At 40.9% G+C, this 13,776-nt stretch carries 12 protein-coding genes and 1 pseudogene; all 13 read right to left on the bottom strand.

Features of this window, described 5'->3' with window-relative positions:
• Window positions 1–347 (bottom strand): annotated as a pseudogene (locus LKD37_RS14680) (hypothetical protein); the annotation flags it as partial.
• A 425-nt stretch (window positions 348–772) separates the two neighbouring features.
• Window positions 773–1,255: a GNAT family N-acetyltransferase gene (locus tag LKD37_RS14675; RefSeq protein WP_302929876.1), complete on the bottom strand. Its 483-nt coding sequence runs from the start codon at window positions 1,253–1,255 to the stop codon at window positions 773–775.
• A gap of 34 nt (window positions 1,256–1,289) precedes the next feature.
• Entirely contained in the window at window positions 1,290–2,084 is a 795-nt protein-coding gene (locus tag LKD37_RS14670) for a hypothetical protein (RefSeq protein ID WP_302929875.1), read from the bottom strand.
• Between the two features lie 350 nt (window positions 2,085–2,434).
• Window positions 2,435–2,611 carry a hypothetical protein gene (locus LKD37_RS14665; protein WP_302929874.1) on the bottom strand — a complete coding sequence of 59 codons (177 nt, stop codon included), beginning with the start codon at window positions 2,609–2,611 and terminating at the stop codon, window positions 2,435–2,437.
• Window positions 2,612–2,760: 149 nt separating this feature from the next.
• Window positions 2,761–3,558, bottom strand: a complete 798-nt coding sequence (locus LKD37_RS14660) for a P-loop NTPase family protein (RefSeq protein ID WP_302929873.1) — start codon at window positions 3,556–3,558, stop codon at window positions 2,761–2,763.
• Between the two features lie 11 nt (window positions 3,559–3,569).
• Window positions 3,570–4,394, bottom strand: a complete 825-nt coding sequence (locus LKD37_RS14655; protein ID WP_302929872.1) for a P-loop NTPase family protein — start codon at window positions 4,392–4,394, stop codon at window positions 3,570–3,572.
• 5 nt (window positions 4,395–4,399) lie between these two features.
• Window positions 4,400–6,169, bottom strand: coding sequence for a YcaO-like family protein (locus LKD37_RS14650; protein ID WP_302929871.1), 1,770 nt, complete (start codon window positions 6,167–6,169; stop codon window positions 4,400–4,402).
• Between the two features lie 15 nt (window positions 6,170–6,184).
• The gene (locus LKD37_RS14645) at window positions 6,185–8,050 is read right to left on the bottom strand and encodes a B12-binding domain-containing radical SAM protein (protein WP_302929870.1); all 1,866 of its coding nucleotides are present in this window, start codon (window positions 8,048–8,050) and stop codon (window positions 6,185–6,187) included.
• 2 nt (window positions 8,051–8,052) lie between these two features.
• Complete coding sequence (locus tag LKD37_RS14640) at window positions 8,053–9,051, bottom strand: radical SAM protein (RefSeq protein ID WP_302929869.1); 999 nt, start codon at window positions 9,049–9,051, stop codon at window positions 8,053–8,055.
• Window positions 9,052–9,056: 5 nt separating this feature from the next.
• A complete protein-coding gene (locus tag LKD37_RS14635; RefSeq protein ID WP_302929868.1) occupies window positions 9,057–10,166 on the bottom strand; it encodes a radical SAM/SPASM domain-containing protein in 1,110 nt (369 codons plus the stop codon).
• 135 nt (window positions 10,167–10,301) lie between these two features.
• Window positions 10,302–11,291 (bottom strand): peptidase U32 family protein, encoded by a 990-nt coding sequence (locus LKD37_RS14630; RefSeq protein ID WP_302929867.1) that lies wholly within the window; start codon window positions 11,289–11,291, stop codon window positions 10,302–10,304.
• A gap of 16 nt (window positions 11,292–11,307) precedes the next feature.
• On the bottom strand, window positions 11,308–12,144 hold the full coding sequence (locus LKD37_RS14625) for a hypothetical protein (RefSeq protein WP_302929866.1): 837 nt from the start codon (window positions 12,142–12,144) through the stop codon (window positions 11,308–11,310).
• A 111-nt stretch (window positions 12,145–12,255) separates the two neighbouring features.
• On the bottom strand, window positions 12,256–13,284 hold the full coding sequence (locus LKD37_RS14620; protein WP_302929865.1) for a radical SAM protein: 1,029 nt from the start codon (window positions 13,282–13,284) through the stop codon (window positions 12,256–12,258).
• Between the last annotated feature and the right edge of the window lie 492 nt (window positions 13,285–13,776).

Here is a 13,776-nt window from a genome sequence, read left to right as displayed (position 1 = left end):
GGGTATGTATCTTTGATTGCTTCCATATCCGGTATGACAATAGGCCAGTTCAGCGACAGAAATTCACACCATCGCGGAAAGCTTTCTACGGCAAGATACTGGAGCATGTCCTTTTGGTGCTCTACGCCCTCTGCACACCATTCATAGGTAAGCAGACCAATTTTCAAATCCCAGTCCGCTTCCACAACGGAAGCTCTGGCCGCACCGTAAAACTCCGCTGCGCCTTGCAGCAGACCGTTGATGATGGCTTCTGAATCCTCCAGGCTGCGCAGCCGTTCTTCCAGAAGCCCAAGTGCCGTCTGGAAATCATGGGACGCTGCGCGATTGTTGTTCTCTGAACCGTTCATAGCTGCGCTCCTTTCTACAAATCAAAAAAACTGCCTGATTCTCCAATCAAGCAGCCTTCTTTCGCAGCATCTACCGCTGGTAGTGCTGCGCTATTATTTGTCCGTAAGGGTACGCCTCCATGTGTGGGGTCTATTCCGCTCTGCGATAACGCTGTCCAATTTCATGCACTGGCCTGATCTTGCACAGCAAACCGCCGGTAGCGCAGAGGCGCGCCGTCCGAGCAAATAACAAGGCTGACATGGCTGTGCGGATTTCGTGATCTCTTGGCTTTATCGGTGACAGAATGGCGTGTGCCTATCGGAGCAATCTTTATTAAAATTAAATACAATATTCAAACAGACTTCGTACTACCCATCTCAAATCCACAATACATACATTTTCTGCAGCAAGTCAATTCCGCACATAAGTTATTGCTTTGTTTACTCTAGTTTATCGATTTCTCGTAGATATCAAAATAGCAACAATCGGAGCGGTCTTCCGGCACAGTCCTTTTATAAGACATTCCACATTTTTTGATTACGCCCACGGCTCGCACATTTCGCACATCGCATGCTGCTATGATTTTTTTTAGCCTCAATATGTTAAACCCAAAACAAAAAATTTCATCAAGAGCCTCTCGCATCAGCCCTTTTCCCCAATATTCCTTGCCAATCCCAAAGCACACTTCCCCAGATAAGCTATGCTCGTCAAAATAGAGTGCGATAATACCAATAACTTCATGATTCAAATTATATTCGATTGCCCACCGAGCTTCGCCACCTTGTTTTTGTCGTATATGCCAATATTCAATTAGTTGCTTGACTTTTGTAAAGGAATAAACCGGTGCAGCGTAGTATTTATGATTCTCTGCATCTGCTGCATAATTCCGGTAGAACGACTCAGCATCATTTGAACAAAATGGGCGCATGGTCAATCTTAGTGTTGTGAAAGTTGGTATCATCTTATCCTTTTATCTGATTCAAAAACGTCTCAGTATGGTTGTAGAATTGGTAATAGCAATAGACGAAGTTTACAATCTTTATTCCGAGCTGAACCAAAAAGTCACTGTCTGCTCTCAGCGTAGCCGATTGCTCCAACCCACTCACTAAAATGTTCTGTAAGCCATCCATTGCTTCAATAAGCTTTTCTGCGGCAACTGTCTCATTTCTTATACCGACAACTTCAGCAACCTGTACAGAAGAAGTACATGTTGCTCTGCATTTCATGAAGAAGAAGCCAAGCCGTTCGGGATAAAGCGACGGATCATATAGGAGCGACTTGAACTCTCGTTCTAACACACTTTGGCTCCACGTTTCTTCCAATTGGAGAACTTTTGCCGAAAAGTATTCGGCGGCACACTCCTTCCACATTCGTTCACCAATCTGAAATAGAAAGTACATTACGTTGTCAGTGGGAGGTGTATTTTCAAACATACTGTCATGATATGCGTGTGCTAATTCGTGCAGAACAATTCTGAGCGATTCATTGGGAGCTTCCAGTAGCGATTTGTGTAAGATAATAATGGCTTGCGCTGGTGTTTTTAGCAATTCCGCCCTGAGTTGGATAGAATATTGTTTCAATTGATATGTAGTTGATTTTATTGGGAGATTTAAGCGTTTTGCTGCGTTTTGAAAGGCCATTTGGTATTCGTCCTCTGTTACCGCCCATAAATGAATATCCTTCAGGAGATAAGGGAAATCCGGATATTTATCAACGAACAGGTCATAAGCCTTCAAAAGTAGAGTGTTTTGATCCATAATGCACTCCTCGTGGCAGTCATAGCTGCCGACGGAAGCATCGGCCTGTTTGACCCCTAATAGGCAAAAATGTTTAAAAGTGTGTCACATATGCGGTGTGGAATACTATAAAAACGCAAAAGAATGAAATTCAATGTTCTCGTTAAAAATGTTTTGCCGCTGTCTGCTGCGGCAGATACCAAAGCGAGAATACTAGAGCGTCTTTATCTGAAAAAGCTCTAAGGATTAGATTCTTCTTCTAGCAAGGCTTTTTATGGGAAAACCTTGCTGAGATAACTAGCATTTTCTAAACTAATGAAAAAAGCGAAGGTTCTCACATCAAGATGCGAAAACCTCCGCTTTTGAAATCATCAGAACATAATACCGTACCGCTCGGAATACATGTCATGTCTCTCGTAGTAAGCTTCGTGAAGCCCCTCTTCCGTGATTACGGTGTTGATATGCATCAGACGGTCAAACACCTTACCCGCTTTGGCATCCTCGGGAATGTCAAACTTGCTACTGTCGAGTTTAATATCTTGGCTCATTTTTATACCTCCTCAATTGTTTCGTTGCGAGATTAAAAAGTATCTAATATTATAATAATCAAGACCGCCAACTTTGTCAACACAAAAAACATAATTTGCGGCATTTTTTTCAGTTAATATACAAGGAGAATGGCATTCCACCCAAAACATCAAATAATTCTTGTAATGACTTCATACTCACACCCAATATGATCTAATATCTGCATTGATAGGATCTTCATTTGCTTATATATCTTGACCATACCACTTACTCCAGATAAATTGTTCTTTTGACAATATGGTGAGAGACTCATCCATTTAGAGAAACCTGCTCCCCAGGAATTGGGGCCTGTGCCTCGCTCCTGTAGCGTGATTATAATCAATTTCTCAATGTCGTCGGGTAAGAGCAAATATATTCTACATGACAATGAACGAACAATATCGGCTAATGCGCGGAAATAAATTAGAAGTTCCTCTATGCTAACATTGTAAAATCCGATAATATCTAGCAACTGATTATGTAGAATTGCTCCTTCTGCAACAAAGGCGCAGTGAGTTGATCCGTAAGTCTGAATGAATGAATTCCACAGCCGGAAATGATGCTCTTTATATGTATCAAATGGTACTTTTCCATCCCCAATATCGTACTCACGCAGCTGCGGAAGAACTGTTTGAATCTCTGATGCATTGTATAGCACCTTAGTGTATGCCACGATTACATCGTCATAGAGCAAATACGAATTATCCTTAATGGACTGTGCTGTTTGAGAGGAAACTTTTGTCAAGATTTTTTCAAATGCTTTCTGCGGGATAATCGCTTGCCTAAATAAGTCTATTGGTTGACTTGTTTCCTCTTTATAATACACGACATCGTCATTTCTCCCCAGCAATTGTTTTTGCAAAGAATATGCAAATGTAGACTTCCCCACACCCGGAAGCCCCTCCACAAAATGCAGTCTTACAGACATAACCGCAACTCCTACGAATCGAACTTATGAAGGATAATCTCCTTTTTTATGGTGACTTGGTCAAGAATTTGTTTTTCTATACGCATCCTATCCGTGCAAAATTGTACTGCGCCTTGGAAACCCAGCAGGCCATGTTTTTTTCCGTAGTTACAAGTCGTTGCCAGCTTAATTAGGCCGTCAATCCAGTGATACCCTTGATCATTCCGCTTTAAGGCAGTATGCCAGAGCAGTTGTTCAGGCTGGTCTGTTGATATATAGACTAGTTCGGTCGATATTTCGCATACAGTTTCCAGCAGAATATTTATATATTGGGCAATGGAACTATCGTCCAATTCGTAGTATCCCAACAATTCTATGATGGGATGCTGTAATAACGCACCTTCAAACAGGTACACAGTATTATCTGAAATCGCTTTAGCAAAGGCTTTCCATCTATTGCGAGTTATTTCTACATACTGCTCATAGCCCGCCTTTCCATCGCATAATTCATGGTTAAGAGCATACGAAATAACTTTCTTATCCCAAAGATGATACTGAGACAAAAATTCAAACCAATTCACGTAATAGTGTTCACCCTCAAGTGAGGAGAAACGCATTAGCTGGTATTCAATCGTATGTGCATCCTCGGAGCAAATCGGACGAATCATATGAATAAACATCCTGAATTCTTTTTCCGAAAGAACAGCTAGTCTGGAAATGTCAATCGGGCAAGGCTTCTCACACCGCATGACAATTTGTACCTTTGGATAAATGCGCCGAAGCTCCGCTGACTTTTCTTTTGCAAGTGTTGACTTTCCAGAACCGTGAAGCCCTTCGAAAAAGATTATCTTATTCATAACAATCAGGTGCAGTCAAAGCTTTCCAACAAACTCGATATGCGGTTTTGATCAATTTGGGTTCTTTGTGAAGCAGATTTGATTTTTTGATATAATTCATCTTTGAACCATTCCGCTTTATTTGCGTCTGTGTCGTTTTTCTTTAACAAGCCCGAATGCTGACAATACTCTTGAAGTAGTGCAAATGCATTCCCTGCTTCTAGGTGTTTTAGCCAAGTGATCGACTTCTCACCGTAAAACACATAAAGTAGTGCTTCTTTCTTCTTCGAATCCATGCCGGAAAGTGTCATTTCTATGTATCTCTTCAGAAATGTCGCACAGGCAAAGCTAGTCTGTTTGAGTAAATACACCGCTTTCTCTGGTTTATGGATGTCAAACAACAAGGTGGCATATAAAAAGTCAAATAGCTCCTGATTCCAGTTGTGCAAGAGCATTCTTAACAGAAACGCATCCTCGCTAAAGGCGCAGTCACAAGCAGTTTGCTTTTTATCTACTGGAAAGTCGTTAGATAAATACTCAAAAAAATGATTTACGATAATGGCCTCATCAGCCAATCTGTTGTCAAAAATAATATGCGACAAAGATAGAAACGGAATATAAACTTTATAAACCGGAAAATCCAAGATGCTATTGTCTCGAATAAAAACATCGAAGCCATTTTCCTTAAGAATTTGCAGTTGATGAATTACTCCAATTTTGTTGTTATATACATCAAAAATCTTCCACGGGGCAAATTCCCATGATGCGTCCCTAAAAAACACGCTATTTGGTACGCTTCCAATGTCATCCCGCAGCAGAGATACCCAGTTGCTTAAGTTTGTAGAGTTCTCGCTCTCATAAGTATTCCAATCGGTCATATCTGCGCGGTCTATCAAATAATCAACGCACTCATGATCTTGAAACAACTCAGTTAAACATCGCTCCAAAGCGATTTCAAAGCGAGGGTGCGCCCCAAAATTTGTCAAGTATCGCTGCGTTTGATTATCAATGACTAGAATGCAGACAACGGAAAAGCCTTTTCCTAGAGACGCATCCTTCACTATGATGTTGAAGCGCCCTTGTGCTTCAATTTGTTTTATAGTTTCATGTAGTTCTGGGCATTGCTCGCGGATATATTCCCGTGGGATTGTCGGAGGCGTCAAATTGTTAAACACAATTTTGTATTTAACATACCGTTCAATAGCTTCATCCAGCGCATGCCCGATGGCCTCCTCCGGCGTATTGCCACTGCCACCGCCGTTGGAACCACATAATTTTGACAAAACCGCATCCGGAAGTAATTCGGTTTTTCTCGACGATATATTAAAATACGGAATAAACGGAGTTTGATTGCATTGAAGGACTTTTTTCCAGATTTCTATAATTTCTGTATTGTTAATATTGCTAGTTCCGCAACAGCTCCGCATATCACGAAATACTATTGGGGAAACCTTTTCAATTGCTTCAATTGGTAATTGAATTTCATCATAATAGCGGCAAAATCCACCGTATGCTTTTGCGCGCTCTGATGTTTTGCTAATATCAAATGCAAAATGATTACATAGATGCTCCATAGATTCCCCATATGCACTTGCAAGGCAAAAGGCCTCAGTAGTTCCTTTGCCTGCGGTGTTCCATCGACCATCAACGTCATATAGGTACGCCGAATAAACACCGTCGATATGCTTTTCTATTGAGTACTCCATGTTCAATTGTAATGATGCATAATGTTCTTTTATTGTCTTGACCGTCTGCTGAGGGTCTGCATCTTTATATTTGCTATACAGAATTGTCACACCTTTCCTATCAACTTATGATTCGGATACGTAAATTTTTTTGGGACGTAACAACAAGTTATTTGCTATTTCATAATTAACCAAAATTGTTTTTTTCCTCAACATTGACTCTTCGCCAGCAGCGATACTGTTAAAATAGTTGACAAAATCATATTGAAACCCTTGCTGAACATTCTTTGAGTCCACATCATAAATTGCTCGGAACACAAATTCTTGGAATCGTAAAAGCTCATCCCCACAGGGGATACTGTAATCGAGGAAACTCATGAGAAATGGTCGAATTGCGTCATAGAGCCCACCTGCATTTTCGGCCATTCGTAAAAAAGCAGCTTCTTCGGGAGGAATCCGAACACCATCATATAATTCTATAGAAGGTTCATCAACCTGAGTTCCCGTAGACACCTCAGAATACCATGCTTTCAAATCCACATATATTGGAAACGGCTTCTTCTCCATTATCCATGTATATAGCTGATTGTAAAAATCCTTATAGTTTATCCTGCCTTGCTGGTGTAAAAATGAAGCCACGTAGAGCAGTAAACCAAACGAATGAAAGGCTTTTATAATAGCTGTAAACATCCTGCAATTAACCCAATCTTCTCGGGACATTGTGGATGTCTCAACTATAATATCTGCGTATTCTTTTATTAGACCTTGGTTGTGATCAGACCTACAGTAGTACATTTTCAACGGCATGCTTACCGTTTTAATCCCGTGTGCACCCGCCGCCGACATAACTCCAATTTCTGAATTTACTAGCAGCGCAAAATCATACACGTTGATATAGCGATATTGTCCGTCAGCGATCAACTCACATATTCCTGTGGTAAATGTTTCATAAGATTCCCCAGGAAGGCCCAAAATAAGCTCTGAGTATGTAGGAATGTTCTCTTTATTATACTGAGTAATTAATTTTTTGAAGTGTCCTGCAGATAGATTGCGCCGTCCAATCAACTCTAACGTCTCGGGATTCAACGATTGGAAGGATATTGTTACACCTGCAAGAACTCCGCACGCATTCAGTATTCGTGATATCTCCAAAACTCTTTCATCACTCTGCTTGCTGAAAGAAACAGAGAACTTGTATGGGAAACCGTACTTCTTCCTAGTTTCTGCAAGTTTATTTGCTATAGTCACATCTCTTGGAAACATGCCGAAGTTGGAGTCTGCTCCATTGCATACAACAATCCTGTGTTTTCCCATCCATTCTATTTCAGCAAGTATCTTGTCAAGATCCATCATCCGGATACGAGATTGGTTGAGTCCCCAGTCACAGTAGGCACAGTGAAATGGACATCCCCGGTTAGTTTCTATGGTCGCGTTATAACGAGCATCTGGATCGTCAAACAGTTTATCAAACACACCGGTCAAATACGGTGACGGATATTCGTCAACTATACAGTTGGGATGATAGTTATACGAAATAACAGCACCTGAACGATAGGAGATATTGTTCACGGATTCTATATTTAAGCGACCTATCAGATGCAGAAGTAATTCTTGAAACGGAATCTCTCCTTCTCCGTGAATCAGGTAATCCACATAGGGGAGTTCTTCCAGGAGCTTGCTTTGACTAATTGGTATGCTGTGCCCACCAAAAATAATAATGCATTCAGGATACGCTTCTTTGACTCTTTGAGCCAATTGCTTGCTATACTCAAAATTCCAAATATAGCAGGAAAAGGCGAAGACATCTGGTGCCTCAAGGATATCAAGATAGTGTTCAGGGGACAGTTTTTCTGCAAGCAAAGCGCCCAACCGGTAATTGGACTTAATTGCAGAGTCTTGAAACGCATATGCATACAATACTCCGATGGAATATGGAATAGAAATGATACCGTCTGGTTTATCACAGGCTTGCATCATATACAGATTTTTCATAGCTATACTCCCAGTGTAAGCGCACTCATATAGTCGTTCTCCTGTTGCTTGCACAAATGCCTTATTACAGCATCTTTCAAGGTTCCTTCAAATCTTATTCCCGGATTTATTGAATTCTCTTTCATTATTGTCTCAGAAAAAAGCCGATACTCCGGCAGACTGTTAAACCGGTTGCTCTGTCCGAGCGCGGCAAAACCAAAAATCATCCTAGGAATGCTAAAAACTGAAACGTATGGTGATATATGTGGATCATAGAAGTAGCCCGTGCCATCCCATTTCAAATCGTGTATGCATCTGTCGAAGCACGGTATTTTGATTCCATGATGTGTCGAATCTACCGGACAGTAAAGGTCGAACAAATCAGAAAGGAACGTCTGATATGCATGATTTGAAATTCCACCTTGCATACCATGAACTGGGAAGCACCTATTCACGGAAAAATCCACGCCCAATTGGGAAAAAAACGTATAAATCTCCCGTGCTCGGTTAACTGCCAATTCTGTCACGGTAGTAAGTGCAGACACATCAACATCGTTATTGCGGAGAAGGTCGATTGCACGCATCACCATATTGTACGTACCAAACCCACCGGCATTTTTCCGATATTCGTCATGAATACTCGGAGGGCCATCCATACTAACGACAACTCCGACATCGTATTGATGGAATAAATCAGCTATTCTTTGCGTAATCAATGTGCCATTGGTTTGAACTTGTATCGCAGCATCGCTGTTCCTATGAATCCATGCAAATAGGTTCTCAAGATTATTTGGCGCAATTAGTAACGGTTCCCCACCGTGCAGTATAATCTGTACTGTCCGGCCATTTTTTCTTGCGAGTTCTGACAAGCAGGAAATGTATTCTTCACATGCAGCGAAATTATCCGTAAAAGCGTTGTTAACCGCGACTCTTGGCATCCTCGCGCGATACGGTTCTGAATGCTCATAGCAATATCGGCAAGAAAGATTACATTCTAATGTAGTAATAATTACTCCTATCATTGGAATCAGTTTTCCTTGTAAAACGACTTGTAATAATCAAATATATAATGAACAATATCCTTTTGACAAGCACAAGTGTTTGGTCTAGAGAAGATTGTGTGGTTAATCGCTTCTGCGACATACGGGCAACCGCCATTACAGTATGATTGGATATCACAATCCTTGCATTCAGTCTGAAATAGCCGATTACAACGGTCACCAAATGCCTCATTGCCAAGAGCGATATTCAGGTTATCGGTCTGAATATTACCAATTCTATTCTTGTGATCCATGCAATAATGTAAGCATCTAAAAAAGTCCCCGTCTGGAGTAATTGCGACCGTTGTCCGGCTGCAATCTTTGATAAACGAACAGACTTCCATGTATATTTCACTTTTAACACACATGGCACTGATGATTCGTTCGAAGCAAGTAATGGAAACATTACTTTCCTTGTCATTGATCCAAAGATCGAACATCTTTCTTGCAAATCTGATGTATGCCTTTTCGTCCAGAGGCGTATAGGATTTTGGCAGATTAGGATCTGTAAAGCACGGATTAAATGAAAAGTCGAGGCTAATATCCTTGAAGAAATTGTAAAAATCTTCCGGTGATTGAACGGTGACATCTGTCACAGTGGCCAGTGCCCCGACTGCGACCCCCGCGTCTTTCATTTTAATAATGTTCCTAAAAACGCGATCAAACGAGCCAGCGCCAGCGGCATTAATCCGGTAAGCATCGTGCATATATTGGGGGCCATCAATACTGGTACCAATCTGGATGTTGTACTTTAAAAACAACTCGATAAAGGTGTCATCTACCAGAGACGAGTTAGTTTGCATCCCAATTGTAGTATTTGGGTAACTCTTAATAATCTCGCAGCCCTTTCGGAGCAGGTCATGTCCAATCAATAGTGGTTCCCCACCATGGAATGTAATATCCGTCTCCTTTCGTCCAAGGGACTCATTAATTGCAATTAGTTCTTCTAGAAACTTTCGAAAGTGGCGATCCAGAAAAACAGCAAATGCCTCGCGAATATCGTCAATCGGCAGCATTTTTTGACAATGCAGTGTTTCTTCAAAACAATACTTACACCTCAGGTTGCACTCAGGTGTGCATAAAAGCAATCCATTCATATATATCTCCCTTATCTATCGATTTCTCGCTCAGATTAACGCTACGCTTTCCTCGTGCAGAGGCACCGACGCTCGTAGTTCCTACATACTGCAATGCTATCAGCATACCATCGGCCGCTCAAAGAATTATTTTAATCAATTCTTACAGCGGTCAAGCATTTGACCCTTTATTCCAAATCTGATTTCGGGATAGTAGCAGGATAAGCCCATCAGGCACGTTTTGGTATCGGATGGAAAGATCATGTTCTCTAAGTATTCCTTTCGGGAACTGGATTGTTCCGCAATCGCAATATTAGTTTTTACAATGGAAATGCTTTTGGCGATTTCTCCTTGTTTTGCCGCTCTGCCGACAATTTTTAGCGTGCGAACATTCATTTCTATAAGATCATAGATTGCACACATCCCACAAGCCTCGTGCTCATATAGCTCTTTAAACATAATATCATTAAAAAAGAACTTTTGGGTTAAGCTGAAGGTATGATTTGTACCACAAAGCTGCCTTTTTGAAAATTTAAGCGTCCTGCACAAAGCACCATGCGGATAGCAGTGGAAACCCAAGCAGTTTGAGTCAGAAAACTTGCAGCCGTTTCTCATCATGAATACCTCAAACTCAATTTCCGGAAAAGCGTCTATCATACGCTTCATATCTTCAAGTCGCACATCTCTGGGGACAATCACTCTTTTTACGCCAGACCTGGCATATGTACCTAGAATCTGCGTGTTGTATATGCCACACATCGTACTCGCAACTACACCGATTCCTTCTTGCTTGCAAATATCCGCAACTCTGATATCTGAAACGATTATACCGTCGGCGTTAAATGCCCGCAGCCTTTGTATATACTCATGAAGCTTTTTGAGCTGATCTGGGTTGTAATAGGCTGCATTCAATGTGACATAAATTTTCTTCCTTAGGCGATGTGCTTCTTCAATTGGTTCTATCAATTCAGCTAAAGAATAGTGGTTGGCATCTTCTTCAAAACCAGACATCCGGTTCAAGTCATAAAAGAACTTATTGTTTGAATCCCAAGATGCTTCATAGAAGCCAACGTAGAACTCGTCTGCTCCGCTTTCTGCAAGAGACTTTATGTCTTTTGAGTGATTGATTGGCACCAAAACATTCATACATTCGCCCGTCCCTTTACAGTTTATTGAAATTGGACAAGGGATACTTGCTCATCCAAAGATAAAGCGGAAAATCAGCAAATCGGATCTCTGAGTCAGTTTCAATCGTGCTGGCAGATTGTTCGCTGTAAACAGCCTTTCCAACTTGGTAAAATGTGTGACCTTCTTGATCAATACAACTCAGAAAGGATCTGCCGCATGCCTCATCGCATGGACAATTGAGGTCGAATTTCTCCCACGCTCCCCGATTAAATCCCGCAAACCAGCAAATTCTCCCCATCGTAGCATATTGATAGTCTCGGTGGATCACAACCTTTTTTCTTCCAATATGAACTTCCATTGTTTTTGCACACGCATCGAATTCGATTGCCTCAACAATCGATTCATAGTTATCTGCATAACCACAATATCGTAATTTTCCGTCGGAATAATCCGCATATCGTATATCACGCGTGTATTTCTGCATAAGCCGTCCTTGGTTGATGCTTATTCCGGCTCTATTTTTAAAGTGCTGCAACATACCGACATCGTTGACTGTTACTTCATCAATCAAATCTTTGTACCGAGTTAAGAGCTGATTAATAAGTTTAATACCATCGTTCAGCCGTAATTCCGAAAAAACGGGTACTGTTAAAGTAACTTTGACATCATTTTTTAGACAGTATGGATATACGTTTGCCAGAATATTTCGGATATTCTGAACAAAATAAGTATCGCAGAAATACGAGCCAAGGTAAAGCCTTCCATATCTTGCTTTTTTTGTACGCTCAGCTGATGATATCAGGTTTTCAACACACTCATATTCACGAAGCAAGGCTGTAAATATGTCGCACAGATTTAGACAGTATTCCATGATTTCTTCTCCATAATCCAGCTTTACATGCCTGCCAATTATTTGTCATCGAGTGATAACGTGGCATTCATTGTCCTCGCATTTCAGTCAAAAACAAAGTCTTTAGCAAAGTCAACAATCGCCAACAAGCACGGTATCTACTGACTCATTAACCTTTTTGATGTACTCAGACTTGAAACCGATGCAGCCAGCCGTGCAATGCCGAGTCTTCCTATAATAACAAGCACGGCAGTCCGTACAGTCCGCAATACGATATGCTTCACAATCTACCCTGTTCAAGAAATACGAGGCCAGATCGGTCACGGTGTCAAAGTCGTGGATATGCACCTTTTCAAAGGAAGACATTCCAAAACAACGTACGGCTTCAAGTGTCGGAAGAATATCGATTACTGGATAACACAAAGAATTTGTCTCCAATAAGTTGCTCTCCTTGACACCATATCTGTCAAGATACTCCTGAATCCACTGCTTTTCGTCGTCAGTCCAAATGCAAACAGGAGGCTTATTGCAGTCATAGTAGGGGACAATTGCGTTGTCAGAAAATTGTTTAAGCAGCTTCATTAGGCTCTGCTTTCTCTGCCTAAAGAATGCAACGGAACTGACTGTACCACAAACACTGAAATCGGGAACTGTCAATGATAATCTAACTCGATGTAAATCAAACCGTTTCAGCAGTTCAATAATAAATGAGCAATCTAAATCGTCCGAATAATAGTTAATTCCAAGATTGATTCGATCTCGCATATAACGCTGATTAATTAAAATGTCTAGATTATTTACAATTCTTGCAAAGCGCGTCTCTCCAATCGTCTCGGGCGAATTGCAATTGACTAGTAGTCTGAACTTTGGCGACGCAACTTCATCAAAATAAGAATCCAGTTCCAATCCATTTGTATAGATCGTACACTCCTTTATCTTTCTGTCCTCAATAATTGCCGTAAGGATTCTTTTGAAGTCCTTATGCAGCGTGGGTTCACCCCCAATCAAGCCGAGAAATGCGGGCCCATCTTTTGTAATAAAACGTACTGCCGACTGAAAGTTCTCAAATGTAATATCGGTCGACTGTTTATTAACAAATTCATTTGCAAAGCAATACGGACAACTCAGATTGCAGCGATAGGTCAACATAATATTTGGCATATTCTTTCCTCCAATTCCCAAATACAATAGCCGCGAAAGGCCAAGTGTAAACTAATACTTTCCTAGAACAATGTGCTTTTAAATGGTGCTAATTTCGGCGTTCTTAGCAAAAATCTACCGTGCCACATATTCATTCTAGCCAGTCTATGATTTGATGCATCTCTGCCAAGTGGACAATAAATAGAATACTATGTTGGAACCTTCAATCGTAAGATTACATCTCCACCAAAGTTATTTTCTGCTAAATAATTTATCATTTTTTATTATGTCATAAGATGGAGACAAATGCAACTATTATTAGATTTTTTATCTTCTCACTGATGTAGGACTACAATACATCTTGGACAATTGAATAAAAAGGGTATGAGGAATAGGGCCTCATGTGTTAAAGTTAAGCTACCACACCAAACTTTCTGAAAGGAGACCATATTCCTCATGAGTAAGAGTATAACACAGGACATGGCCTACAGGCAATCCCTAATGAAGTACGCA

It is taken from the genome of Brotocaccenecus cirricatena (assembly GCF_020687045.1).
Taxonomy (GTDB): domain Bacteria; phylum Bacillota; class Clostridia; order Oscillospirales; family Oscillospiraceae; genus Vescimonas; species Vescimonas cirricatena.
This window is presented reverse-complemented; position numbering and strand designations above follow the sequence as displayed.

What these genes read in the sequence shown, in the direction of transcription:
- LKD37_RS14675 (WP_302929876.1), bottom strand. Translation starts at nt 1,255, where the DNA reads ATGCGCCCATTTTGTTCAAATGATGCTGAGTCGTTCTACCGGAATTAT.
- LKD37_RS14670 (WP_302929875.1), bottom strand. Translation starts at nt 2,084, where the DNA reads ATGGATCAAAACACTCTACTTTTGAAGGCTTATGACCTGTTCGTTGAT.
- LKD37_RS14665 (WP_302929874.1), bottom strand. Translation starts at nt 2,611, where the DNA reads ATGAGCCAAGATATTAAACTCGACAGTAGCAAGTTTGACATTCCCGAG.
- LKD37_RS14660 (WP_302929873.1), bottom strand. Translation starts at nt 3,558, where the DNA reads ATGTCTGTAAGACTGCATTTTGTGGAGGGGCTTCCGGGTGTGGGGAAG.
- LKD37_RS14655 (WP_302929872.1), bottom strand. Translation starts at nt 4,394, where the DNA reads ATGAATAAGATAATCTTTTTCGAAGGGCTTCACGGTTCTGGAAAGTCA.
- LKD37_RS14645 (WP_302929870.1), bottom strand. Translation starts at nt 8,050, where the DNA reads ATGAAAAATCTGTATATGATGCAAGCCTGTGATAAACCAGACGGTATC.
- LKD37_RS14640 (WP_302929869.1), bottom strand. Translation starts at nt 9,051, where the DNA reads ATGATAGGAGTAATTATTACTACATTAGAATGTAATCTTTCTTGCCGA.
- LKD37_RS14635 (WP_302929868.1), bottom strand. Translation starts at nt 10,166, where the DNA reads ATGAATGGATTGCTTTTATGCACACCTGAGTGCAACCTGAGGTGTAAG.
- LKD37_RS14630 (WP_302929867.1), bottom strand. Translation starts at nt 11,291, where the DNA reads ATGAATGTTTTGGTGCCAATCAATCACTCAAAAGACATAAAGTCTCTT.
- LKD37_RS14625 (WP_302929866.1), bottom strand. Translation starts at nt 12,144, where the DNA reads ATGGAATACTGTCTAAATCTGTGCGACATATTTACAGCCTTGCTTCGT.
- LKD37_RS14620 (WP_302929865.1), bottom strand. Translation starts at nt 13,284, where the DNA reads ATGCCAAATATTATGTTGACCTATCGCTGCAATCTGAGTTGTCCGTAT.